At 45.2% G+C, this 23,535-nt stretch carries 24 protein-coding genes; 5 read left to right on the forward strand and 19 right to left on the reverse strand.

Features of this window, described 5'->3' with window-relative positions; translation table 11 throughout:
* Positions 1 to 4 precede the first annotated feature (4 nt).
* The 4 genes from AAC022_RS22835 to AAC022_RS22850 all read right to left on the reverse strand — a co-directional run bounded on the left by AAC022_RS22835 (position 5) and on the right by AAC022_RS22850 (position 2,884).
* Positions 5 to 442 (reverse strand): hypothetical protein, encoded by a 438-nt coding sequence (locus AAC022_RS22835; protein ID WP_339734809.1) that lies wholly within the window; start codon positions 440 to 442, stop codon positions 5 to 7.
* Between the two features lie 201 nt (positions 443 to 643).
* The gene (locus AAC022_RS22840) at positions 644 to 2,272 is read right to left on the reverse strand and encodes a tyrosine-type recombinase/integrase (protein ID WP_339734811.1); all 1,629 of its coding nucleotides are present in this window, start codon (positions 2,270 to 2,272) and stop codon (positions 644 to 646) included.
* A gap of 19 nt (positions 2,273 to 2,291) precedes the next feature.
* Positions 2,292 to 2,507 (reverse strand): topoisomerase II, encoded by a 216-nt coding sequence (locus tag AAC022_RS22845; RefSeq protein WP_339734812.1) that lies wholly within the window; start codon positions 2,505 to 2,507, stop codon positions 2,292 to 2,294.
* A gap of 98 nt (positions 2,508 to 2,605) precedes the next feature.
* Positions 2,606 to 2,884, reverse strand: a complete 279-nt coding sequence (locus AAC022_RS22850) for a hypothetical protein (RefSeq protein WP_339734814.1) — start codon at positions 2,882 to 2,884, stop codon at positions 2,606 to 2,608.
* A 375-nt stretch (positions 2,885 to 3,259) separates the two neighbouring features.
* Between AAC022_RS22850 and AAC022_RS22855 the strand changes: the two genes are divergently transcribed.
* Complete coding sequence (locus tag AAC022_RS22855; protein ID WP_339734816.1) at positions 3,260 to 3,583, forward strand: hypothetical protein; 324 nt, start codon at positions 3,260 to 3,262, stop codon at positions 3,581 to 3,583.
* A 306-nt stretch (positions 3,584 to 3,889) separates the two neighbouring features.
* Here the strand turns inward: AAC022_RS22855 and AAC022_RS22860 are convergent, their stop codons facing one another.
* The 12 genes from AAC022_RS22860 to AAC022_RS22915 all read right to left on the reverse strand — a co-directional run bounded on the left by AAC022_RS22860 (position 3,890) and on the right by AAC022_RS22915 (position 13,848).
* The gene (locus AAC022_RS22860; RefSeq protein ID WP_339734818.1) at positions 3,890 to 4,210 is read right to left on the reverse strand and encodes a hypothetical protein; all 321 of its coding nucleotides are present in this window, start codon (positions 4,208 to 4,210) and stop codon (positions 3,890 to 3,892) included.
* A gap of 321 nt (positions 4,211 to 4,531) precedes the next feature.
* Positions 4,532 to 5,164, reverse strand: coding sequence for a hypothetical protein (locus tag AAC022_RS22865; protein ID WP_339734820.1), 633 nt, complete (start codon positions 5,162 to 5,164; stop codon positions 4,532 to 4,534).
* Positions 5,165 to 5,480: 316 nt separating this feature from the next.
* Entirely contained in the window at positions 5,481 to 6,416 is a 936-nt protein-coding gene (locus AAC022_RS22870) for a hypothetical protein (protein ID WP_339734822.1), read from the reverse strand.
* A 9-nt stretch (positions 6,417 to 6,425) separates the two neighbouring features.
* Positions 6,426 to 8,300, reverse strand: a complete 1,875-nt coding sequence (locus tag AAC022_RS22875) for a hypothetical protein (protein ID WP_339734824.1) — start codon at positions 8,298 to 8,300, stop codon at positions 6,426 to 6,428.
* On the reverse strand, positions 8,297 to 8,983 hold the full coding sequence (locus AAC022_RS22880) for a hypothetical protein (protein WP_339734826.1): 687 nt from the start codon (positions 8,981 to 8,983) through the stop codon (positions 8,297 to 8,299). The genes AAC022_RS22875 and AAC022_RS22880 overlap by 4 nt, the downstream gene beginning before the upstream one ends.
* Positions 8,984 to 9,036: 53 nt before the next feature.
* Entirely contained in the window at positions 9,037 to 9,984 is a 948-nt protein-coding gene (locus AAC022_RS22885; RefSeq protein ID WP_339734828.1) for a ThiF family adenylyltransferase, read from the reverse strand.
* A gap of 74 nt (positions 9,985 to 10,058) precedes the next feature.
* Positions 10,059 to 10,580 (reverse strand): hypothetical protein, encoded by a 522-nt coding sequence (locus AAC022_RS22890; protein ID WP_339734830.1) that lies wholly within the window; start codon positions 10,578 to 10,580, stop codon positions 10,059 to 10,061.
* A 423-nt stretch (positions 10,581 to 11,003) separates the two neighbouring features.
* Entirely contained in the window at positions 11,004 to 11,303 is a 300-nt protein-coding gene (locus AAC022_RS22895) for a hypothetical protein (RefSeq protein WP_339734832.1), read from the reverse strand.
* 104 nt (positions 11,304 to 11,407) lie between these two features.
* Complete coding sequence (locus AAC022_RS22900) at positions 11,408 to 11,623, reverse strand: hypothetical protein (RefSeq protein WP_339734834.1); 216 nt, start codon at positions 11,621 to 11,623, stop codon at positions 11,408 to 11,410.
* A 269-nt stretch (positions 11,624 to 11,892) separates the two neighbouring features.
* Complete coding sequence (locus tag AAC022_RS22905) at positions 11,893 to 12,618, reverse strand: SprT-like domain-containing protein (RefSeq protein ID WP_339734836.1); 726 nt, start codon at positions 12,616 to 12,618, stop codon at positions 11,893 to 11,895.
* 221 nt (positions 12,619 to 12,839) lie between these two features.
* Complete coding sequence (locus tag AAC022_RS22910) at positions 12,840 to 13,562, reverse strand: hypothetical protein (RefSeq protein WP_339734838.1); 723 nt, start codon at positions 13,560 to 13,562, stop codon at positions 12,840 to 12,842.
* A gap of 142 nt (positions 13,563 to 13,704) precedes the next feature.
* Positions 13,705 to 13,848, reverse strand: coding sequence for a hypothetical protein (locus tag AAC022_RS22915; RefSeq protein ID WP_339734840.1), 144 nt, complete (start codon positions 13,846 to 13,848; stop codon positions 13,705 to 13,707).
* 236 nt (positions 13,849 to 14,084) lie between these two features.
* Here AAC022_RS22915 and AAC022_RS22920 point away from each other — a divergent pair, with 236 nt between their 5' ends.
* The 4 genes from AAC022_RS22920 to AAC022_RS22935 all read left to right on the forward strand — a co-directional run bounded on the left by AAC022_RS22920 (position 14,085) and on the right by AAC022_RS22935 (position 19,369).
* A complete protein-coding gene (locus AAC022_RS22920) occupies positions 14,085 to 15,503 on the forward strand; it encodes an ATP-binding protein (protein WP_339734842.1) in 1,419 nt (472 codons plus the stop codon).
* On the forward strand, positions 15,490 to 18,279 hold the full coding sequence (locus tag AAC022_RS22925; RefSeq protein WP_339734844.1) for a WD40 repeat domain-containing protein: 2,790 nt from the start codon (positions 15,490 to 15,492) through the stop codon (positions 18,277 to 18,279). Before AAC022_RS22920 ends, AAC022_RS22925 begins: the two co-directional genes overlap by 14 nt.
* Before the next feature lie 333 nt (positions 18,280 to 18,612).
* Complete coding sequence (locus AAC022_RS22930) at positions 18,613 to 18,870, forward strand: hypothetical protein (RefSeq protein WP_339734846.1); 258 nt, start codon at positions 18,613 to 18,615, stop codon at positions 18,868 to 18,870.
* Between the two features lie 265 nt (positions 18,871 to 19,135).
* The gene (locus AAC022_RS22935) at positions 19,136 to 19,369 is read left to right on the forward strand and encodes a helix-turn-helix transcriptional regulator (protein ID WP_339734848.1); all 234 of its coding nucleotides are present in this window, start codon (positions 19,136 to 19,138) and stop codon (positions 19,367 to 19,369) included.
* Between the two features lie 34 nt (positions 19,370 to 19,403).
* On the opposite strand, the gene AAC022_RS22940 is transcribed toward AAC022_RS22935, so the two are convergent.
* From AAC022_RS22940 to AAC022_RS22950, 3 genes are all read right to left on the reverse strand, one after another.
* On the reverse strand, positions 19,404 to 19,928 hold the full coding sequence (locus AAC022_RS22940) for a hypothetical protein (RefSeq protein WP_339734850.1): 525 nt from the start codon (positions 19,926 to 19,928) through the stop codon (positions 19,404 to 19,406).
* Positions 19,929 to 20,008: 80 nt separating this feature from the next.
* Positions 20,009 to 20,956: an N-6 DNA methylase gene (locus tag AAC022_RS22945; protein ID WP_339734852.1), complete on the reverse strand. Its 948-nt coding sequence runs from the start codon at positions 20,954 to 20,956 to the stop codon at positions 20,009 to 20,011.
* A gap of 208 nt (positions 20,957 to 21,164) precedes the next feature.
* Positions 21,165 to 23,534 (reverse strand): hypothetical protein, encoded by a 2,370-nt coding sequence (locus AAC022_RS22950; RefSeq protein WP_339734854.1) that lies wholly within the window; start codon positions 23,532 to 23,534, stop codon positions 21,165 to 21,167.
* Position 23,535 lies beyond the last annotated feature (1 nt).

A 23,535-nucleotide genomic window follows, 5' to 3' on the forward strand; every position in this document is an offset into this window, starting at 1 on the left:
GTCCCTATATGTTGATCTGTATGATGCCTTTAGGCGCAGCTGTGTTTTTATCTTTTTGAAAAAACTCTAGGAAAGTGTCTCCTACACTACCGGTTTTTGTGCTTGACGGGAAAAACTCGCCGCCGAACTTTGCTTTTTGGGTTGCTCGAAAGTTACGAAAGTCAAAAAATACTGGCTCGGCAATCATGAGGCTTGCCAAATCTACGCCCGTTGGATCCCAAGCAGCGTCGAAATCGCCCGGTAACTCCTTCTTAGTCACGAAGCTACCATCAACAAATAAGGTAGAACAACCAGCAATTTGAAGGCATTGAATTCCTGCTTCCAAGCCCGTTAATAACCCGGTTCTGTGAGAATTCCATCCAAAGTGATTGGCAAAAACACCCCATGACACGAGATGGATTCCCGGAGGTAAGTTTTCATCTGGTTCAAAATCAGGAATCAATTTCTACTCCTTGTCTTTTCGACCAACCAACAACACAAACACAACACTATTGTTGTGTCAACACCAATTATTGTCAAGATCAGATGTATATAAAAACTTATTGTTGCGTTATTGATCCAAGATTGCGATCTCCAGAGAAAACAACAGGCACCTTTTGTCCATTAAAATAGCGAAAATTCTTTCAACCCATGATCGACCTTCTCAAATCGAATTGAGTATATTCCTCAACTTCTTCAGTTCCTCAGATGATAGTAGAGGTACTTCATCCACGGACTCATTTCCAACTGAACGACTTATAAGTTTTTCATGAACTTCCGCAGCAGCAGATTGGGCAGCTTTTGTAGCCCCATAAAATTTCTCTGTAGTTGCAAAATCTTTGTGCCGCAAAATGATTTTGAGTGTTTCTGCAGAAACACCAGCATTGATCAATCGATGCGCACAACCACGTCTCAAATCATGGGCCGACGCATATTTCAGCCGGCGACCTGCTTCTTCATCAGGTTGTTGAACGACAATTCGGGCTTGCTCCCCAATCATCGAAATAATGCGACTGACACGTTTGGCCGTTAGTCTTTGTTCCTTTCGTTGAGCCTGTCTACTCGTCTGGATTTCTGCTCGTTTTCTGAGTTTTGCAATCGAACTGGAATCAATCTCTCCCTGGTGACGATTAAATTCTTCCTGCCGCTTGATCTTTGCTCTCGAAAGCCATTTTCGGACTGTCGTTTCAGAAACACCACAGGCCCTGGCGATCGCAGAATTATTATACTCCTTTGCCAATTTCTGAAGGTCGGTGTCCGTTGGCCTGAACCATTCACTGTCCGCTTTAATCTGATATTCCATCGGTAGGGGATTCACAACCCATCCCTGGCGATCCTTCTCAGGAACCTGATCCAAAAGCATCTGCAATCCTGGCAACATTGGAATTTCCTGGGTTTTACCGTTCTTCTGAGTAGAGGGAATGATCAATGTGGGATGCAAATTCTGGTGACGCGGCCAAACGGGGTGAATCTTTCGCTCATCATCCCACGAGAAATTCATCACATCCCCTATGCGAAATGCACTCTCCCAGAGTATCTGCAAAACATACTTCCAAGATTCTGCCGGTTTCTCGCCAACGACCTCTGGAGTGGCAGCAAGCATATTCTCAAATTCCTCACTGGTCACCGGCCGCCCCTTCATTACATCATCTACACTCAGTTTTGTGATTGGTGGAACTTGACCAACCCAACCATGACGATGACAGTACCTCACGAACGCCATAACTGATCCCATCATCGTATTGACTGTTGTCAGAGAACGAGATTCATAGACGCCTTCTTCACCGGCAAGCAACCGATCCTGTAAATACTCCAAGACAGTCAGTGTTGTATATTCTTCGATGTTAGCATTCTCTGGCAGCTTCATTTTTTTCCGGTAATTTTCAAAGATTCGACTGGCGATTTGAACTCGTCCAATCGCTGTTTCCAGAGACTTTGGTCGCATTCGAGTCTTGCAATGTTCATAGTAATGTTCAAAGCAATCCTGCCAATGCATCTCACTAACACATTCCCCATCACCTCGCATTACCGACGGAGTTGGCAAACGCGTCTGAATTTCCAGTTCTTCAGTGATCACCCCACCTGATTCGATATAGCGACCATTCAACAAACGCTCGCGGCACTCTCTCATGATTCGACGGGCTTCTCGACGTTCGCGAGTACCGCAACTCTTCCTGATCCGTTTCTGATGCAGCGGGCAATAAAATTTCAAGACGTAACCGTTCTTGTCGGCTTTTTTGAGTGGCCGGTCCGGATACAACTGGATATTTCCGATTTCAGGTTTACGAGGCATAATGATTCAGAACAGGGGACTATTCTGCCTCATCTGACTTGGTGTGGGAATTATTTTCTAAATGCAAAATCAGATTGTGGCCGGTTACCCAACGTGTGTGTCCGATCGTTGCATACGGCAGACCTTCATCCAGAAGTTTGTCCCAAAATCGCTGTGATATTCCGAGACGTTGCAACACCATCGTCTTGCTGTAGGCTTCCGCCGAGTGAATGACTCCACCAATGTTTTTATTCATGGCACTGTTCCTGTGATTGCCGTTGAAGTTAAGTAAAAGAAAAAGTGGGACGGTGATTGAAGGTTCAATCACCGTCCAGAAACGAATCTGTTAGGGCTCTAGTCCAGAATGATTTCGGCCTCAGCCCGTTCGACGTAGCTCTGTGCCATTTGCAAAACACGGACTGCTTGCGGTAATTCCGCCAGATTGAAAGACGAGGTGTATTTCACGTCATCTCCATCCTTGTACCGTTTCTGCACATTGACGCTACGGATCGTAATCGGGCCTTCATCCGTTTCGATTTCGTGGGCGAAGGTAGAAGCCGATACATAACCAATGCGAAAGACTTTTTCTGGTTTCTTAGCACTCTCAGATTTCTTACTGCTGTTCTTAGCCATCGGATTAACCTTTCTGTGGAAGGAGCAGTTTTGGATTGCTTCTAAAATGAATCAACAACCCGTCAGATTCGTGTACCTGTCTGCACTAAAAAACCAACAAGTCGGGCAGGCAGACTGCGACAATGACACGAGTTTGCAAAGTGCGCAAGAAGATCGTGAACATTTTCAACAGGGATGTCAGGAATTTTTTCAAATCGAAAAAGGGTGATGAGCGGGGGAGTGATTCCCGCTCATCGAATTCGATCCATCAAGTGAATCATTATCAGCCATTCACAACGCTCGGTACGCCTGGCGGCGACGCTTAACGAAGCTATCGGCTTCCTACTCCAGGGAGTAGGAAGAGACAGTTACGGCTGTCTCCGAAATTGAGAGTCATTGACCTTCGGCTTCATTGATAACAGCATCAACCATGTCTTTGATTGCCTGCCAGTGACCAATTTGTTCACCGGCATCGCAATGCCTATCATGATCGCCTTTGTCGTCACAGTCACAGTACTGGCCTTCTTCATCCTGTATCACCTCAATACGAGTAGTACAGGTAATAGAATACTCTTTGCATTTCTGCAACAGTTTAGGAGCGGCGGCAATGAGCCGCGTGTTGGCAAATCTCTCACCATGTTCGCGGTAACAAACATCTGCGATGGGATTGCCGCCACAGTCATGCCCAGTGAATTCGTCCGTCGTGTATATGCTCCATGACCCTTTGTCCTTTGTTGTCCAAGACCAATTCCACGGTCCCGGAGAGTGTGCCGATGATGTAGCACGTGAATCATCCATGATAAAGGGGGAAATGAAATTACTCCCCGGCCTCGAATGCCGGGTGAGGGGACTGCACCTCGCCCTACTCTCCACCGTCCGTAATCGGTGGAAGGCAAAGCTTCGATGCAGTGAATTGTGCGGAACGATCGAGAGGGCGATCGTTCCGAAGTTCTTTGTTCCCACTCCAGTTTTTCTGGTTTGAGCAAACTCAAACCAGAAAAAACCTCCACCGTAGCGATTACATCCTTATGCATCGTTCTTCTCCTCGGATTTGCCACCGTTTTCAATGAATTCCCATGCTTTGATGAGAGCCATCGAAGCAGGAAGTAAATGTTCCGGGAATAAAACGTGCGTTCGCTTTGTCTCATTGCCGTCCCGGTAGGAACGGGTGAGACTGACCATCCACGTTTCGCGTGGTTTACCGTCGGCAGAGGGAATCTGCTTGGGCCAGACAGCAGCACTGATGCCACTGAATTCCACACGACAAATGGGTGGCTGCTTTGCTTCCTTAACCTTGTTAGAGGTGTTAGAAACTTTTGCCGGTGTTGTTTTCTTGTCATTTTCCATAATGATCTTGGGAGTAAAGAAATTGAAATCCGTCAAGTTGACGGGACGAAAGACCTGTCTCAACTAAATACCAAACCAACCCTCTCTGGTCGGGGGAAGTTGAAACCTGTCGTTGCATCCAATAAAAGTTGATGAGCGAGGGAGAATAACCTGCTCATCGAGTTGGATTCCTAATGGGAATCATGGTCAGCTTTAGAAAGCGTCTGGTACGTTCGAAAACGACACTCAACACATCCGCGAGCCTGCATACAGAAGTTGACAACGGCAACTTCTGTATGACACACTGTTCTCACTCCTTCGGAATCGCTTCCGTCATGATGGTTAGACCATCATAAATGCGATTCCCACTACCAAATGCAGAGCCAGGAGGCTCAATTCAAGTCCCATGCCCGGGAGGACACGGGGCTTGTTGGTTTTTCGAGTTGGCTGTGAAGCCCACTCGATGGTCTGAAACAGGTTTCGCCACTTTCCTTCCTGTTTTTTGAACTGAGTTGTCTGCTTCTGAAAACTGTTTAGGTCTTCGAAAAATTTTCGCCTCTGTTCTGTTAACCGATTCCAGTCATTAGCAAGGTCGACCTGGCGGGCGAGCAGTTGCATATTGACCAGAGTGGGTTGTTTCCAAAACTGAAACCACATTGGTTTCGCAATAAAAATCGGTGCGATCATTTTGGAATCGACATCGTGTCGCACTGTGGTTGGTACGTGTTCCATACTGTTAGGGGTGAAATGGGGTACAAAAACCGCCCGTGGGCGGACATCGAAAAAATTCGCTCCTGTAAAACGCTGCCGTGTCAGCGTGTACAAGAGATCTCGAACTTCCTGGATGTATTCAATCCAGTCATGCTGGAATTTATTCGCAGGAAACGTACGCAATGGACTGTTATGCAGCCTTGCGTGCTGTCGACCAAACAAAAACAGCCCGGCATTGCCGGTTCGTAAAAAACAAAACAACATACATGGGAGGGCGTACGACTTATACTCTTCTGACCAAAGGAAGAAGAGTGGAAAATAATCCGGCAGTGTCAGGCATATGGCCGGACGCTGACGGATAGTTTTCCGGGGGTGTCGGGGGCGATCTAGCCCCGACCTCACAGGTTGACTCGTTACCCCCTTGGAAAGCTGTGAGGTCGGGGATGGATTGAGCTTGCCGAATGACAGCCGCGACACCCGTAAGTCGTTGGTGGGCAAACAAATACACATACAACCCACAAAACAGCCAGCGTATGTCGGGGCGGAGACCTGCCCGGAGACCCGGCAACAGGCTAAACAATCATGATTTTGAGACTGCCAACACATTGTCTACATCCTCTCTATTGAAAGTCGGTTCCGAAGAGATCGTTGATGGTGCCGCTGTTTTGACCAACGGTTGTGGCTCATCGGAATCGGTACGATACCAGACCCGTTCATGCAGGAATGTTTTCGGTGTTAATTCCGTCAGTGATGCGAACCGCCAGAAATCCGCACCTGTTTTTTTATGAAAAGCGCGACGCAATGCATCACGCCGTTTTTCACTCGGTGCAACCATCACCACCGTGAACCGGTTCAGGGTCGTGGTCGGAAACTGTTTCCGGTGCCGTTGTTGGCGATGGAGTTCCGTATAGCCGGGTGACTTCAACGCCGCGACACGATTGTGACTGTAATTATCACGGTCTCGATCCTGCTCCAGGTAAAAGACACCACGGTGCCCGTCTACTTCCAGCAGAAAACCGGAGTCCGGAGCACAGATGATTTTTTTAGGGACCGTCTTCAGTTCTGAATACAAGCGAATTCGCTGCTTGGAATCAGGGTTCTCTGGATTGAGAAACTCCTGCTCGTTGCACCAGGTCATCAATTTGACTTCGCTCTGTGCAATCGCTTTGTCGAGCAGAATATGAGTGTTGGCGACTGCCAGATAATGGTACAGGTGCATCGGCTGCGCGATGCTGGTCGGTTTCGCTAAATACCGATCATCTTCAAAATGCTCCGCTAAAAACTGGCAACCTTGCTTCGCCAGATGATAGACGGGAGCAGGTGTCTCATCGCGCGGGTTGACAACCAGCATTCTTTGTTTGCCGATGTAGCCATCCCGCAGCAGTGCCGAGAGGCGCCGGCGTGAAAGCCGACCATCCACGTCGGTCGGATAACACTCCTGCTGGATCATGCGTCGATTCATCAGAAAATACCGTCCCAAGGCAGCAAGTACCGGAATGTCACGTGTGGTTATCATGGTTCACCTTCAATTGGGGAAAGGGTCATCACCGGTATCTTTTTCCGGCAATGCCAGCCCCAGATTTTTGATCATGGTTTCCAGTTCAGTTTGGTGTGCTTGCAACACCTCGCGCGGCGAAGGAAATATCTGTGCCAGAATTTGTAAGTATTGTTCGACATGTTGAGCCACAAATTTGGGCGACCATCTTGCGGGGTCTTGTGCGAGAGGGAACTGAATCTTCATCGGGTTCCCTGATCCGTGGGCAATCGCTTCTCCAATCTGGAGCGACGCAAGCAGCGTGGCATTCATCATCTGATGTTCCTGGGGAGTAAAATAGGTAATCCCGGTCACTACCGACCGCCACCGCAGTCGGGGAACCAGTGATTGTTTGAATGTTTTGCCAAACGTTTTTCCGACCGACTTCGACCAACTGTTGGAAGTCTGATGGGAGTTCCCTCGTGATCCTCCCTTTGTCGTAGATTTTCCTTCCGAACTATTGGTCGAAGTCCCAGTCGCCTGGGATTGAGACTGACTCACCGCATTCTGGAGTTGTTGCATCTGCTTTGTATAACCCGAAGAATCAGAACGGTTGTTTGATGTCCCCCTTGAATGACTGTCAGTATCACTCCATTGTTCGGTATCACTCGTACCATCCGATTCGGAGCCACCGGTTCCCTCCGTTTCAGACTCACTTTCGCTTCGATCCATCAACGTGACTAAATCATGTCCCGCCTGATATTGCTGGGTCTGAACCATTTCGTGTTTGACACGTTTCGGATCATAGGTAGGAAGACCAATGATCTCTCCGAAAAACTTCGCATCATAGGGATGCTTATGCCGAAACAAAAAATGCAGCCCACACTGACCGATCAAGGCATTGAGCAAACGATCATCTGCACGATCCGGGAATGGATTGGCTCCTTGTGTGGCACAAACCAGCCGCAACATGAACTTCCGTATTTGGCCGGCTGCTGCTGTCAGTTCCGGTCCCGACCCTTTGGCAAAGACCGGAAGCTCGTCTAAGAAAGCAAAATAGGGGACTGGTCTTTCGCTATTGAATACATCATGCAGCAACTCGGCGATGAACAGATTCGCCAGAATCTGCTGGTCTTCTTCCCGTAATACACCACCCCGTCTGAGATTAACAATCACGATCGCATTTTTTCGTCGAAGCTGTCCGAAGTCGAGCACACCTGTTGTCCGGGAGAGCATCGCTTCGGTAATTGGATTGCTGAAAAACCCGAGAATTCGATTGCGTGTCGATTCTATCTCTTCCCGAATATCCTGCGGACGCCCGGCGGCCAGGTTCTCAAAGAAGTGCCGTGCCATCACATCCGGCACTGCCTGTACCAGAGCATTGTAAATATCTGAACCAACATCGAGGAATTGTTTGGCATCGGCAAGCGGCAGACCAAGTTGAGCCAAAGTCGTCAGAATGCGCATCGTCCAGGTAAACAGCCGAGGCCGGCTATTGAAGTCTTCTTCGCCCCAGGCACTCAACAATATTCGGCTGACGTGACCAATTTTATTGGTCAACCGAGCACGATATTGAATGGGATCAGAACTTGGTTCCACCGAGAGGGGATTGATACACGTCGTCCGTGACGTATCAGCCGGATCGATGTAGATTACTCGGTTACGGATTGATTCCTTTTGTGCCAGACACCAATCACGCATATCTTCAGGATCTTCGCCATGTGGACTAATAAACATCCACCCGTATCCCTCAAGAGCCAATGATTGCATCAGTACCTTCATCGCATTGGATTTTCCAAAGCCTGAATCTCCAGAAATCAGGATACCCGCCATACTCTTCTGAAAGAGCTGCGATGATGAATAGAATGATCTCTTCTGTCGCGATGGAGTTTGTTTCTGTGTGGGAACTCGGATCAGTTGATTCATGCCGTATCTCCCTGATTTCCAAGCGTCATTTCCATCAACGATTCCACCAAACGTTGATTCTGGGCTTCCAGTAGTTGCTGTTTTGTCTCCGGATCAAGGGCCGCCTGATTGAGGGCGGCTGCTCGGTCTGCGTGCTCCTGCTGCATCCGTTCCAGTGTCGTAGAAAAGTTTTCTGTTGGTTGCTGGTTCCTGTGCTGCCCCTGTCGCGAGGCTTCCTGTTGGATGTAGCTCGCCTCAAAACTGGCGATCCCCAGCGCCTCGACAAGAGTGGTCAACGAATCGAGCAAGATTTGGGCATCGGCACCCGCACGCAATCGCTTCACAAAATGCCGGACCAGTTGCGGTCGAAATCGGCGGTACTGCCGTTGCCGTGAAGCGATAGGCACATCACGGGCCGCTTCAGCACGGGAAGCAGCCCGCTGAAAATCAGGGGCCTGGCCGATTTGCAATAATACCACCTGCAATTCTCGGTATTTCTTGTTGAGTTGGATTTGTCTTTGCTGACGTTCTCTGTTTTGACGTTGAAGCTGCAATCGATTTTGGACCTGACGTTGCGTCGCAGTCGTCTCTTGATTTCTTAGTTGAGTCCGACGTGCATTCGCCGACTGACTTGCCTGGTAGAGCCGTTTTCCAATCCACCAGACTCCGCCGGTCAACGCACCGAGTACAAGAATTGGTTCCATTGATTTACCTCATGTTTCATATTCAACATTGTTATTGTGAAGTCAGCGTTCCCTTAAGTTGATTCAACAGTCTGGTCCACATGGCTTTGATCAGTTCTGCCCCGAAGGAATGAAGTCGCGCCAAGAAAAGGGGGCAAAAACTTTATTCCGCGATATTTTTCGCAATCAGGACAATACTCATTTCCCTGATCAGGATCGCTCAACGCAATCGCATTCCAGGCGAAATAGGATAGGCAGTTTTCATCAATTCCCAGGTGCTTCCGAATGACATCATTATCATTGACAAGAAAATCAGGACTGATGCTGACCTGAATGAATTGTCGATCTCCCAATTGGTCGATCAATTTACCAAAACGATTGTCACTCCCTCGGGTCAATAACCCTAAGCAGAGATGACCGGCAATCGAATCGAGCAGTTGGATATCAAAGATCGTGGCTCCGTCACTCGGTGGATCGAGTGAACGATTTTCATTTTTCGCTTTGGCTTGGGCTTTGTAGCGACCGCTACAGAGACATTGAAAACAGCACTCCAATTCAGGATGCCAGAAAACGACTTCTCCGCCTAATCCACCAGCATAAAGGCCGATCCAGGTCGCTGAGGTGTTAAGCAGTAAGGCAACCTCATTGCCACGAGATTGTGCTGCAAAGCTGTCGGTGGCAAAGATAAACAGATCGGTATCACCAAATACTTCACGAATTTCGTCATCGCTTAAGCTCGTAAAATCGATCGGGTAGCACTCGACCGTGGCACCGGGATTGATGGCTCGAATTTTATTGGCAACCGCTTCCACTTTCTCTATCCCAATATCAGCTGGAGAATGCCCTTGCCGGGAGATATTCACATTCTCAATCATATCGGGGTCAATCAGTTTCCAATGTTGAACACCAGACCGTGTCAGGTTTTCGATCAGGGGAGCCGACCCACCTGCACCGACAATGGTGACTACTTTGGTTTGGATAGCCGGGATATCAATTACATTTTCAATACGAGCAAATTGCATGAGTTCAGTCTTTCTAATAATTTAAATCGGGTTCTTGGATCAGTTGAAGCTTATTTGTGTGTTCATCAAAGCAATCAAATCAGAACCAAACGGGGAATCAGAACTTCCCGAGGACTCTCCGCCTGGATGAGATAAGGATAAAGCCGGCCATTGCAAACGATGGGCAGCATAACTTGAGTCGCTTCCGTGTTCTTGGGGTTGGCGAACAATTGGGCAACATATGCTAGGTCACCGAATGAAGGCTGCAGCACACCGGGCGGATGCGCATGCACGACCCCCTTACAGTTCAACCCAACCCCTTTTCGTTTACGCAACGTTTTATTCAGACTGACAGCGTCCAAGGTAAATGAGGAATAAGTCGCCCGTCCGTTTTTATCTGGGATATAATGCGTCACCAAATCGTCTTCCTCTGACGGTCCCAGCAACATGCCTGCTTTCTCTCTGCGAAAGGGTTGTTCAACAAGATCATCCATAATCTTACAATAAGCTGACTGAGCCATCTTCAGGATCGAACCGAACCCGGCCACTCTGTCGTTACCGAAGACCACCGTGTCGTCAGCCTGGCTGCTTTGCATTTGATGATCTGCTGGAATCATGGGGTCTGCTTTAATCAGACGATTTTGTTCTGATACTTCTGGTGAGCGAAATGGGTTAGATGCTGCGAACTGATGAGGATTTCTACGCAGAAGGCCCGGCAGATCTGCAAGAAAAGTGTTTGGTAGATGAAACATATTGGTGCTCCGAGTGGTTAAAGGTTGAACGAGGATGATTGAGGCCTAAAAAAACCAGAGACCGGTCTTTGTCCGCCGATCCCTGGTAGAGGACTTACATAACGAATGGATATGCAAAACTTTTCATTATTTGTCAGAATGTAAAGTTCCGTTATCCAGCTCTTCGATTCCAAATAGCACGATTTTCATAGCGAACCCTTTCATAAATGTCGTTCCGCATAGTGACCTGTCATCATTACATCGCCGGAAACTGGCCCGATGTGACAATGACCCGAAAAAATAATGCATTTAGACATTCACACGTTTACGACCGTTGGGAAACTTTCCAGTACGGACGTATTGGCTATATCCTTCACAAAATGCCATTCCAATCGCTTTCGCTTTATCGAGCGATTTGGGCTCTTTGCCCGCTGCAACACAGACTTCACCACTTGAGTAAAGATGACAGTCATTGACACTGTTGCTGCGAGGATTGTGAGGATGTCGAGTACAAGTAATTTTGTAGGTGGGACTGAGCCATCCTTTTTCTTCATACTTAATTGTGTAGTCATCGGTACCATCGACGCGATAGTTTTTGGTCACTGCCATTATTGGTGCTCCTTCATATCAGGAATGATTAGTTTTATTGAGCCAGTACAACCGGACTGACTCAAACAGTAAAAGATTTTTCTCGTCAGAATGCAGAGTTAAAATCACACGTGCTTCGATCCCGCGCTTTTCTCTTTAAGAGAGTCGCCATTCTTCTTTTCAATCTGTGACTGACGAAATCGAAGAATCTTTTGCAGTTCGGGGAAACTGAGGATGGCATGATCAATCGTTCCATCTGCAGATGATATTTCGACCGCCTCTCCTTCGCGTCCTGCATATTCACATTTCGCTTTTGTGTGATATTTATGGATGGTATACATCACTGTAAAACCTTTCTTTTTCATTGAACTGAGGCACAACGATTACCTTCTAATTTTTGACCAGACATAATCATGTACCAGCAAAAATGGTGCTTTGATTGATGCGGTCGTTGCTCCTGAAGCAATGGCACCAAATAAATTGTTGTTGAAGAGATACACGATGCAGAAAGAAAGCGAAAATAATGTGCACCATAGACTGATTTTCTCCATTATTTTCAGGTACATCACTTACTCCTTCAGAAAATTTTCAATAGCGGATCGGGGTGTTCTTACGACTCCTGTAGTTCGAATATTTCACCACACCACATGCAGCGTGCATAAAAGTGAGGTGCAGCGACCCGAACATTGATCGGTTTCTCACACTGGCACGACCATTTCTTCAGTTTGCTTTTCCCCTGGCCAGTGACGTAAGTCACTGGTGGAATCGCAGGTGTCTCCACACCGTACTTTTGAAGCACTGCGAAAAAAGGAGAATTCGGTTCGTACTGGGTTTGTCCTTTAGTATTGATAACCAAACCGAATTCACGGGCTTTTTCTTGAAACTGTTTGTTGTGGTAATTATGCTTACCCGGTTTCCCGTAAATTTCCTGCCAGGCATGGACTAGTTCATGCAGCAAAGTTCCTAAAATTTGCCAGGGGTCGCGGGAATGCAGGTGCCGCCGATTGATGGCGATCTCACCTTTCAAACCAAAGCCGTTTGTGCCATGGCGAAAGTGCCCCAGACGATGAATCGATAGCCATTCAATACAAAGAGAGATTTCTGAGAGTCCCAGTTTAAATTCCTCATTGAACCGCTGGGTCCAAAGCTGTAGCCATGCTGCCAGCTCCTGGAATTCCCAACTCTCTTCCTGAATCTGATGTTCGGCCAGTGCGTGATAGACGGGCTTGGTGGTCTTTGATTTATTTTCTGGTTTAAACTCAAAAACGTCTGACTCTTTCCCGTGAAGAGTAAGCGGAGATACGGGAATCAGTGTGCTGGTTGCTTCCGACAACATGGTGCTCTCCGATTCTTCAAATTCCTATAATGTTCATTACATGACCGGACACATCCGGGCATGTTTATGACAAAGAAAAAAGAGCGGGCAATTTATAAACGTTGATGATTCTGATTATCAAGATTATTTCATGCCCCTCTACTATTAGGTTGAAGCGCTGCGCTTAAAAAGAGCCCCTGGATTTCCAAGGGCTCTTATTCAGACTCCAGTGCCATAGCAAATTATGCTGCTTGAGCAGGATGCATGACTTTGAACGTCTTACCAGTTAACAGATGGAAAATGCTCTGCTGGTTATTTTCCCAGGCTATTTTTTGTGCCAACTGAAAATCTTTGATCAGAATTGAAACGTTCAATTCATACTGCTCATCGTCGGCGATCCATCCCCCCAGATATCGATCGGAAATTGGAACCCCGAAACCATCACAGTATCGTTCATTCAAAGATCGCCAGACGTCATTTAGGAATTGATAACACTGCAAGTAGCTGGGAGCGAAACGAAAGGTTTTGTCAGTCTCCTTGAGACTGACAGCATAGCCGTCTACGCCTTCAACAAGAGCGCCCTTCCTGGGACACAATGTGAATCCCGTTTTTAGTGAACCGAGTAAAAACTCTTGTGAGTCCGCCAACACGTGGATTCGGAGTTTTTCTCGCATGCGATTGACGCGACGAGAAATCGTTCCTGGATTGCAGGAGTATTCTACCATTTCAGCAAGATCACGTACGGATCGGCCCCGAAGTTCGAAATCTTCCAACAAAGCCATTTCTGATTCCGGGTGATCACGACGAAACTCACCGATGGCAGCAAGTTGTCTTTGCGTCAACGAATCCTTTCTCTCCTCATCACCCGCTCTTGTTGTGATTGTATCGGGTGGATGAGGAGGGTCAGAAACTCCCTGGAGGGCCAGAACGGGGGAAGAGGAATCAAAATAGAGAAGTCTTGGCATAATCAAACCTCCAAAAGGTTGACGACCATATTGCGCTTTGATTCCAAACATGCTATATTTGTAATCTCTGCGGCATATGGTCGTGGTGAAAGAGTCGTTGGGGTTTTGGTTTTGCGGCCTCCCCAACGACTCGCATTTTGGATCAGTCACAACGACCAATCTCATAACTGTCTTTTTCATTGATTCTCCGTTTACGGCAGATATTGGCTTCCATCACGAAAAAACCCGCTTTCAGCACAAGACTGAAAACGGGCGAATACTTGACAATTCGTACAGCATCAGGCATACTCAGTTCCAACTGGATAGTCCGTAGAACTTCGTACACAGGAGCTTTGCGGGTTGTCTGGTCGCTTGTTTCGGCCAAGGCAACTGGTGAGTGGAGTGCTTTGAACACTCCACTTGCCGTCTTTGATAATTGTCATAAGAGAGTGAAATAATCACGAGGGGCGTCTGAAGGTATCCTGCTCTTCATCTGGGGGTATTCTCAGAATTATCGTTTGAGGCGTTCGGAGGTATATCTTGATGCAAGATTGGACATCCCTGAGAAATGTTGATATCGATGGAGAAAAGCTCGTCAACTGGCTTCAGGAACGGAAAATGACGAATGAGATGTTTGCGGATAAAGCAAAGATCTCCATTGAGTCAATAAAAAAATATAGGCAAGCCGGACGAGAACGACGACGAAAGAGCGTGTATCGTAAGAATTTCGAAAATATGGTTGAAGCTCTTTCTCTTGAAGATCCACGCCTTCTCCTTTGGGGTGAGTTTTCAAGATTCAAACCATCAGACGATCGCTTATCTGCCGATGTGGATCTCTTTGAAGCGTTGATCGAAGACCGTACTGCATTTGTTGCCCCTGAGAGCCGAAAGTTTGTTTTAGACGACATTTCATCCTTTCAGGAACAATATGATGCAGGTTACTACATCCTCGAAGGTGATCCTGGGGTGGGTAAGAGCACTATTATGTCGAAATACATTCGAAACAATGATTGTGTTCGGCACTTCAATGTCGTCTCTGATGGAATCACGGAGCCGAAACAATTTCTCCGGAACGTCTGCACACAAATTCTTACTGGTTACTCATTGGGAAGTGCACCTCGCTCGCTACCGGAAGACAACCATGTGGATGGTAGCTTGCTGCGTCGAATGTTGGAGGAGGCAGCAGAAAAATCTCACGAAAGAGTTTTGTTGGTTGTAGATGCTCTGGATGAAGTCGACACGTCATCGCAAGACCCATACTCAAATGTTCTTTTCTTACCTCAAACATTGCCAAATGGGGTACATGTCGTCGTTTCTACTCGCAGAGTCAAAGATCTGAGACTCGTTTCAACATGCCCGAGAAAGACTCTCGATCTGAGAAACTATCCTCAAGAAAATAAAAATGATGCTGAAGGCTTTATTAGACATCTACTTGAAGATGAAGAATTTGAAACAGCATTTCAAACTTGGATCTCGTGTAAAAAGATATCTACTCAAGATGCAATTGAAGATCTAGTTGAGAAGAGTGAATGCAACTTTATGTATCTACATTATCTTCTCAGTGATATTGCTCATGATCCAGTTAATGTAGCAGCTTTGCCTCAGGGGCTCATTCAATATTACCACAACCATTTTCGTAGAATGCTCGCTCATCAGGGGGACCGTCCCAAAGTTCTGTTTTATCTAACAGTAAGCAAAGTAGCTCCCACAGTAAAAGAGATATCGGCGTGGTCAAAACTCAATATGCTAACTATCCAGCAGACACTTGATGAGTGGCAACCATTTCTCCGAATTGAAATCGATGCAGAGAAGAATAAACGATATTCCATTTATCATAATAGCTTCCGTGAGTTTTTAATGTCTGATGATGCTGTTCGGGCAGCTGGAATGGATAGGGGAGAAGCTGGTTACGGTAAGGCCATCTCGGATTTTGAGGAGATTGAATGGAATGAAGAGTTTTGAATGGTTTTGCCAACGATTTGCCGAGCGACATCCAACTAATTACGTGGAATACACGCGTGAATTTCTGAAAAGGACGGCGCAAGAATTAATCAAAACGGTGCGCTACAATTCTTCAATCGATGTTGTTGATAATGCACAACACAAGTTGAAACTTTTGCTGCATTGGAGATTTGTAGAGGCTAGAGTAGAAATTGGAGACACGGCATTTCTAATTCAAGATCTGTATGAGGCAGCGCGATTGTTTCCTGTCGATTCAGATTTATTTTGGCACTGTCAGCTTCTCAAAGATTCAATTCGCCAATCGAATGATTGGATTTCACGAGATTCCGAATCTCTTTTTCAGCATGTGTGGAACCACAGTTGGTGGTGGCACTCCGAAGAGTTGAAGCAGCACGTAGTGAGCGACATGAATGTCGCACCAGAAAAACAGCGGATATTAAAGGATGTTATTCGTCCATGGCTTGATGAGTGGAAGCAAGGCAAGGAGAAAAATGATTCTAAATTTCGATGGTTTCGAGCACTGCGGCCCCCTGCGGAGAACAATTTTGTTTTTCTCAGAATCCAAACGGAAACACAAAGTGGAGCATCGGTCGATGACTATCCTTGTCTCGAATCGAACGGACGTGACCTTCTGATCTGTGGCAACGATAACGGATCAGTAGAGTTCTTTTCTGCAAATAATAGCGCATTGTTATATAAGTACGAATGTCATACGGAGCCGGTTGTAAGCGTCAATCTGTCTCCAAGTGGTAATTTGTTTTGCTCGGGAAGTGAAGATGAAACAGTTGTCATTGGGAATGTTCGCTCAGGCATCATTCATCGGCTGCCTGTTGGCAAATTAGTTTCCCTATGTTTCAATCAAGTTGAAACAGAAGTTTCTTTGCTGACGAAGCGACAAGGCGTTCAATCGGGCTTGTATTTCTATCGGTACCGAATTCATGAAAATGATCTGATCGATTACTTAAAATTAAACGAGGATCATGAAACCATTTGCCTTATGGATAATGGTAATAAACTCCTAACCGTCAGTGCTACTCCAGCTGAAATCAGAGACCAACCGGGAAAAATCAATTTCAATCTTATGGAATGTGCTAATCAGAAAGTGGTTTGGACTCAAGCCATTTCCTATAAACCACAGAATGGGATTAGCTCGCGACTTTCTGTTTGCTCCATGGATATCTCAAAATGTAACCAATTTATCGCACTCGGATGCAGGCATGGACTAATCCTTATCGTTGACAAACTGAAGGGAAAGATATTTTCGCGTTTTGATGAGCATGTTAATCCAGATTCTATGTTCAATCCAGTCAAAATTCGGTTCTCGCACGATAGTCGTAAGTTGGCTTCAGGAGACATCAATGGCCGTGTGTATGTACAGGATGTTGATCCAAGCAGCAGAGTAATCAACTGCTATCAGGTAGAATCCGGCGTTTGCGATCTTGTATGGCTTGATGAGGGCAAACGCATATCTGCAGTAAGCAAAAAGGGGATTTGCTATCAGTGGCAATTGGAGGGTAGTGAGCATCTTTATAAACTGAAAATTGCCAACAATAAGGCAAAAGTGATCGCAGTTTCAGAGTCTGGTAAAATGTTTACGACTGAATCTCAAGGCGATTTGGTACAATTTGCGATATGGTATGTCGACAGGCCAAGCGATCCACTCTTGATACCTAAGATCTGTTCTATCGAAGAAAAAACTCTTAAGGCAGTTTTTCGTGAGAATGACACAGTACTCGATATCTGTGTAAGCAGGGGCTACGCTCATTCGCATCGACAGATCTCTCTACAAATTGACGAAACTAATAATTGCGCTGTAATGATTGAAGAAGCATCAGTTATTGATTTCGATTCATGGAACGACCGAGTGCTTCAATTCAAACATGACGACTTCATCGATTCAGAAATCCCTACTCTCCCGATTGATAAGTGTACTCCCTTGGATGATCAAGGAATATATTGGGCAGGAACGAGTTCAGGTTATATCGGTTTGTTTAAATTAGAGGGAACACCTTTGAGTGAAACCTCACTTAAATTTTTCGAGACGTTCAGGAATGGTACTTCCGAGAGTGAATTTATCGATACATCTAAATCTGTTCCCAAAGATTCGCTTATAGTTGGAACTCGCAAATATTATGTCCTGCACACTTTCTATACGAGTAACGACGGAAGGCCTGGTGGATATGCATTTTTGCAAGACAATGCATCGACTGGAAAGAATCCGATTGGAAATACAGAACTAATTTCCGGCCCTTATCTGACAGAATCTGATGCAACTGCTGAGATCGACAGAATTCAAGAATATCTACGTTTACAAGTTGATCAATGGGAAGAAGAACAGTATCAGATTCGAAAGGAACGGGAAGAGGAACAACTAGCGGGTTGGTCAGAAAATGATCCACCTTGGAATACTGCTCCTAAAAAGTTGAGACGTAATGGTATTCGGTTAGGTATTCGTTGGGTAGACGAATATCGTGCTGAGGAATGGATCCAATGCCCTACATGTGGAGGGCTGGCAGAATTGAGAGTAAGCTTTCTCGGCCTGCCTGAACATGGAATCGAACGACAAATGTCGCATTGTCGAATCAAATGTGATGAACCACCAAGCAGACCGATAGACGTAGGTGTTTCCACTTGCACTGTGGGAACAGGTGATATCAGCGGATTGTATATTTATCCAGAGCAAAATATGAAAGATAAACGTTGGACAAAGAAATGGATAAAGCAATATTTGGAAGGATGTGAGTCTCCCCTTGCTCCTCACTCTGCATTTTCGTAACGTTTTACAATCGCTAGCGAAAATATTCAGCCCTGGGCTATAAAAGCCCCGAACAGTTTGAACAGGCCACCTAACCTTAACACCTCGCCACTATTTCTGGGGAAGTCTAGGCTGATTTTCTCACATTTGAATTCCCGACAAAAAACTAAAGAATTCTGGTTTCATAAAGGCAATAAGTGTTTGCTTGGTTATCATAATTCGCGTTGAACTACACTGCCATACGGTAGGTTGGCTACAGTCACAAGTGTCAAAATGGGGCTGGATCAGTTTTGCGAGAAGAGGAAAGGCTCATGAATCAGCTAAGTCTCACCACATTCTGTACAGGAAACAGTCATGGTGGTGTCATCAGACAGTATGTCTGTTAGCGAACTGGCTCCTGACCGTCGAAACGCGGCGGGCGGATACCCCCCCGATGACATTGAATCAAATGCATTTGGGAATCGCTTCGATTCTTCGGATGGAATCAGGATGCAACTTACCACGGAACGTCAGATGGCGAACCGAGCAACGATTGCTTCGCAATTAACGAGTACAGCTATATCATTGGAAATAGCACAACAGGCTGTCACCGAAAAAGGGCGACAAACTTAAATTGATTTGCCGCCCTGCCCCCTTAGTTTTCTTCAGAACGTGTTTTTTTAGAAGTGCTCCCCACATCTGTGGTCGAGGGTGACTGTGTAGGTTCTTCCTTCTTTTCTTCTTCAGGCCCCTTTGAACCGCCGTTCGTCATCTCTTTTCTCCTTTTCAGTAAATGTGTGTCAATATCTATTTCCCGACATAGGAAATTTCCTATTTTGGGAAATTCTACCCAACCGAATAGTCTGCTGCAACTAGAAATTTAAAAAGAGCAGGCTAAATGAAGAAATCCCGTTACTCACAAAAATACTCACAGCTACTAAAAGCTTTAAAAGAAGCCCGTATTGAAGCTGGATTGACCCAAACGACAGTAGGGAAAAAATTTGGAGCTCACGCTTCATTTGTCTCTAAGTGTGAATCAGGCGAAAGAAGAATTGACGTGATTGAACTTGCTTCTTTCTGTAAGATCTATAACGTCCCACTCGCTGATTTTTTGCAACGCATCGAGCTCTGATAAGTATTGACTCAGTGTGATTCTCACCACTTCCCTAGCTATCAGTTCCCAAGAACATATCAATTCGCCGATAGTATTTTTTCAATGTATCACGTGATCCTGCAAAGAAGAGGAGCACTAAAAACAGAAGAATTACTTCAGCCCATCCAAATGGCACTTTCTGAAACCCGCTGGAAATCCGTGCTGAACAATAGACAAAGACTGTCGCTATCAGCATATTGGCATAGAACTGGTAATAGTGGTAATGAATTTCGATCAATCGATCAAAGGCATTGATATTCTTCTGCAGTTTTGAGAAATTCCAACCTGGATCAGAAATCCCCGTCCAATAATGAATCGTATCGATAACAATCCAGCGGATCGTGCTGATTGTGAGCCCCACAGCCACCGAACCGATTGTGACATACAAGAACCCTCCCACCGTTGGTGCTTCACTGGGAAGAACTCTGATCCAGGATTGAACGGTTGTTGAAAAGAAGCTGATTCCCCAAAGAGTCGTAAAACCAGGGACGAGATAAGCAATTAAAAACCCGAAGTTGTTGATCGAAACGGTCTGCATTTCGAGGTGAGTTTAGCATGCCTTCGCATAGAAGGAAATTACTAACCGAATTCTGATGGCTTCTTTAGACACCAGTCAGCTTAAAACAGTTTCTTCTGCGTTTTGGTTGTGTCGGTATCAGACGCTGGCTTTGTACTGGGAGATTCTTCTTTCTCTGTTTCAGCTGGTTCAATTGTGCCTTTCCCAGAATCCACATCGCCCATACGCTGTTCCAGCCGGAATAACCACTGTGGAACTTCAATGATATTCTGGGGTACTTCCTGTACTTGGCTTGATTTCAATGGTTCTGCCTCATCAGAAAACAAATCCTGTGTTGCACTTCGTGTCGTGTCAGAAACAAAGGGAACCGGAGCCTGTTCAAGCGGGATTTCACGGATCACGCCTCGCCGTCTCCCATTGGAAGATTCGTGATAAAAACTGCCAATCCGGTAGGCTAACTTCGATTCCAGTGTCAGTGAATTCCCACAAATGACATAGCCATACTTACCCCGTAATCCGAGATTGAGGGCCGTGATCCGGACACATCGGGCATCAATGTCCTGACCGACTAATTCCGCATTTGGATTGATCTCTCCCGCTTTCAGGAGCATTCGTCCGGTTCCACAGCACGGGTCGTTGATGGTCTGCGTCTTCCCATTTTCTCTTTTTCCTTCGACATCAATCGTCAAATTTGCCAGGAGCTGAGAAACCGATTCCGGAGTCAAAAACTGTCCCTTCTCCCCATAAGAAATACTCCCCTCAAACAAATCTCCCAGCAGATCTTGATCCTGCTCTGACATACCCTCGATCAACTGTGCAAGAAACTTCGGAAACAGATCCACGCCCCGTTTTCCTTGAGTCCCCTCTAAATGGGCCTTGATCGCCTCAAAATAGGCGGGTTCCATCGTTTCAGCAGCCAGAGCGGCAACACATGCCTCCAATAAGTCTTCAAAAGCCTTCCCTCGACTGACGCCTGACCGCTGGGAAATACTTTCCAAGGTACTGAATAGCTGCCGGGTATGGGAGTAAATGAATTGCTCTTTGGCCATCGGCCCCGTAGCCTGCCTGAGACTCAAACCTGAGGCAAGAACTTTCGCCGCGAAGCAGCAGCTACTGAATTTTATCTAATTCATCACGCTGCAGTGAAAGACGGGCTGCATGGCGAACGGTTAGCACAAAGTTAATGTCCCATGTTCTAACAACCCCTTCAGTCTCTTTTTTCATTTGCTTATACTTGAGAAAGTAAATTGTGGATTGTTATTTCTCAGATTTTAGAATTAAGAACTTAAGATTTTCCCACTGTTTTTTGTAATACCTAAAATCTCCCACTTGTTTGGATTCAACACTGAAAAGTAAATCAATTTCTTCAATAGTTTTAGGCTGAAGTCGAAGGTCTGGTCTGCCTCGTTGATCTAACGGAAGCATTGCATTGTTCATCTCAAATAGAATATCAAGACAAGCAGAAATTCTACTATCAATATGCTCATTAACTTTTTGAGGATGTTCAGTAAGTAAAGAAATTCGTCGCTTTTCAAGAAACTGAACAATTTGTGGCTCAATAATTACCGACGCACTTTTATAACGGCATGCCTTTTTTAACCATGCAACAGTAGCATAGAAGAGATCTACATTTTCTTGCCCTTCCCTCAATCGCATATTTGTTCGTTCCACGATAGTAGAACGACTCACATGCGACTTTTCATCGATTACGATTTTCCACGCTGTTTGAATTAATTCTTCCCGATCAACGCCGACAACGACGTATTGACCATTCAGAGTTGAAAACACTGATGCCGCGAGTGAGAAGGCGTTTTTTTTTCCTGATGTGGCTTCCACTGTATGCTGTACGATATCTACTGCAGATGTTATTACTTCCTCTTCTTTTTGCAATCTACAATCTTCCTTTTCTTTGCGCAAGCTGCAGTCACTCAATACTTGAATTGCTCCAATAAGACGGAAACCGAGAACCTTTGAATTAATCATCTTCTGTAATTTGTCGAAAGGTAGATTAACCATTAAACGGTTCATGTTTTTTAAATACTGTGCCATATAAGACTCATCATTTAGGAATTCGAATTCCTCGAGTTCATGTCGAAATATTGCAGTACGAAAAAACTCAAACCAAAGAGTGAAAAGGTGTTTTTCATCAATACTAGGACTTTCGGTGTTCCATTGTGGATCCTGAGCTTGTTCAAGTACAAAAGACATATTCTCTTTACGAACCAGTAGACCACTACACGACTCATTAAGAATAGCTATAGCAGCATTAATTTGTGGTTGTTCTCGCTCTGTTGAAGTCCAATATTTAGATAATTCCTTCATGATTGACATCATCAATTCCATAGCAGCACGATCAGGAATTGCTTTCGCCTTTACTAAACGGGAAAGTGCTGCGGCTCGAGTAGTAGTGTCACTGCTCTCATCATTGAGCGTTTTAATTAATTCTTCAATAGGTAAGTCTTGCACTTCTTTAGGAAAACTCATTGGCTTTGGTTCTAATGGGGATGAATTCGATAGAATTGGGCCACGAGGATGAAGTAAATGCATTACAACAAACCAAGAAATTAACAAAAACAATACAACAGTAAAAATCCACTGAAGTGGCAATATAGATAAATTGCTAATGAACCCGTTTAGAATTTTGCTTGTACAAGAAAGCGGTTTTTCATCTTTTTGTACTTCTGAAACAAAATTTCCATGTTCAAACCAAGGCTTCCAAAATGCACGAATAAATTCTTCATTGAAGTATTCACTATGTGAATAGCAATGCTTTCGATCTTTTACTCTATTTCGTCCGAAAGCATTACGTCCGGTATCTCCATACCCCCAGCTTAAGCATTTGGCAAGCAATGGCCAAATATCGCGAGTCCCATAGTCATTGATTACATTAGTATCAAGTTGAGATCGAACATTCTTCCACTTAAACGACCTTTTAACAATTGATCCTACTAAAACTAATCTATGAATCTTAAAATCTGGATTATCTTCTAATATTTTAGTAATGGCATATGTCCCGAAACTATGAGCACAAATTGAAATAAAAGCATCTGAATTTTCAGACCTAATTTCTTGAATTTGATGTCGAATGTCATTGATACATCCTTGACGAGTCCAAAGTGGAAACCAAAAACGGAATGCATCAAAATACCCATATTTTATTGGAATGACTTCGGTTTGAGGAATTTCTTCTAAAACCTTCTTAACCATTGGTTGCCAATTTGCAAAAGTTCGGATTCCATGAACAAGCACTATTATTTCTTTTTGTCGCTGTGAGAATTTATTTCCCGTCCAAGATTCCCAGAACTCCTTTGTGGCACAAATTGCATCGGTATCGACTATCTCCCCCTTTGCCTCACGCGAGTTTCGACCAAGTGACTTAATTTTTCTCTCTCTAATAGTATTCGATATCAGTAAATTTCTTTTACATGCGAAATAAATAGCCCATTCAATTACGGTTAGGTTATGATCTCGAGACTCCAGTTCTTTGGTGATGTTCTCTACTGTACTAGTTCGAAGTCCTTCAGAATTGATTTCCGCATCTGATAGAATCAATGCTAAATCAGGATACACCAGATCAATCTTTTCATCTGGAGGTTGTGGAGTTTGAGGTTTGTTATTAGTTTCCAAT

The sequence above is a fragment of the uncultured Gimesia sp. genome (assembly GCF_963976445.1).
Classification (GTDB): domain Bacteria; phylum Planctomycetota; class Planctomycetia; order Planctomycetales; family Planctomycetaceae; genus Gimesia.

What these genes read in the sequence shown, in the direction of transcription:
- AAC022_RS22870 (WP_339734822.1), bottom strand. Translation starts at nt 6,416, where the DNA reads ATGATAACCACACGTGACATTCCGGTACTTGCTGCCTTGGGACGGTAT.
- AAC022_RS22860 (WP_339734818.1), bottom strand. Translation starts at nt 4,210, where the DNA reads ATGGAAAATGACAAGAAAACAACACCGGCAAAAGTTTCTAACACCTCT.
- AAC022_RS22915 (WP_339734840.1), bottom strand. Translation starts at nt 13,848, where the DNA reads ATGCCTGATGCTGTACGAATTGTCAAGTATTCGCCCGTTTTCAGTCTT.
- AAC022_RS22850 (WP_339734814.1), bottom strand. Translation starts at nt 2,884, where the DNA reads ATGGCTAAGAACAGCAGTAAGAAATCTGAGAGTGCTAAGAAACCAGAA.
- AAC022_RS22925 (WP_339734844.1), top strand. Translation starts at nt 15,490, where the DNA reads ATGAAGAGTTTTGAATGGTTTTGCCAACGATTTGCCGAGCGACATCCA.
- AAC022_RS22875 (WP_339734824.1), bottom strand. Translation starts at nt 8,300, where the DNA reads ATGAATCAACTGATCCGAGTTCCCACACAGAAACAAACTCCATCGCGA.
- AAC022_RS22885 (WP_339734828.1), bottom strand. Translation starts at nt 9,984, where the DNA reads ATGCAATTTGCTCGTATTGAAAATGTAATTGATATCCCGGCTATCCAA.
- AAC022_RS22935 (WP_339734848.1), top strand. Translation starts at nt 19,136, where the DNA reads ATGAAGAAATCCCGTTACTCACAAAAATACTCACAGCTACTAAAAGCT.
- AAC022_RS22920 (WP_339734842.1), top strand. Translation starts at nt 14,085, where the DNA reads ATGCAAGATTGGACATCCCTGAGAAATGTTGATATCGATGGAGAAAAG.
- AAC022_RS22930 (WP_339734846.1), top strand. Translation starts at nt 18,613, where the DNA reads ATGGTGGTGTCATCAGACAGTATGTCTGTTAGCGAACTGGCTCCTGAC.
- AAC022_RS22865 (WP_339734820.1), bottom strand. Translation starts at nt 5,164, where the DNA reads ATGTTGTTTTGTTTTTTACGAACCGGCAATGCCGGGCTGTTTTTGTTT.
- AAC022_RS22945 (WP_339734852.1), bottom strand. Translation starts at nt 20,956, where the DNA reads ATGGCCAAAGAGCAATTCATTTACTCCCATACCCGGCAGCTATTCAGT.
- AAC022_RS22910 (WP_339734838.1), bottom strand. Translation starts at nt 13,562, where the DNA reads ATGCCAAGACTTCTCTATTTTGATTCCTCTTCCCCCGTTCTGGCCCTC.
- AAC022_RS22940 (WP_339734850.1), bottom strand. Translation starts at nt 19,928, where the DNA reads ATGCAGACCGTTTCGATCAACAACTTCGGGTTTTTAATTGCTTATCTC.
- AAC022_RS22840 (WP_339734811.1), bottom strand. Translation starts at nt 2,272, where the DNA reads ATGCCTCGTAAACCTGAAATCGGAAATATCCAGTTGTATCCGGACCGG.
- AAC022_RS22895 (WP_339734832.1), bottom strand. Translation starts at nt 11,303, where the DNA reads ATGGCAGTGACCAAAAACTATCGCGTCGATGGTACCGATGACTACACA.
- AAC022_RS22890 (WP_339734830.1), bottom strand. Translation starts at nt 10,580, where the DNA reads ATGATTCCAGCAGATCATCAAATGCAAAGCAGCCAGGCTGACGACACG.
- AAC022_RS22845 (WP_339734812.1), bottom strand. Translation starts at nt 2,507, where the DNA reads ATGAATAAAAACATTGGTGGAGTCATTCACTCGGCGGAAGCCTACAGC.
- AAC022_RS22905 (WP_339734836.1), bottom strand. Translation starts at nt 12,618, where the DNA reads ATGTTGTCGGAAGCAACCAGCACACTGATTCCCGTATCTCCGCTTACT.
- AAC022_RS22900 (WP_339734834.1), bottom strand. Translation starts at nt 11,623, where the DNA reads ATGTATACCATCCATAAATATCACACAAAAGCGAAATGTGAATATGCA.
- AAC022_RS22880 (WP_339734826.1), bottom strand. Translation starts at nt 8,983, where the DNA reads ATGGAACCAATTCTTGTACTCGGTGCGTTGACCGGCGGAGTCTGGTGG.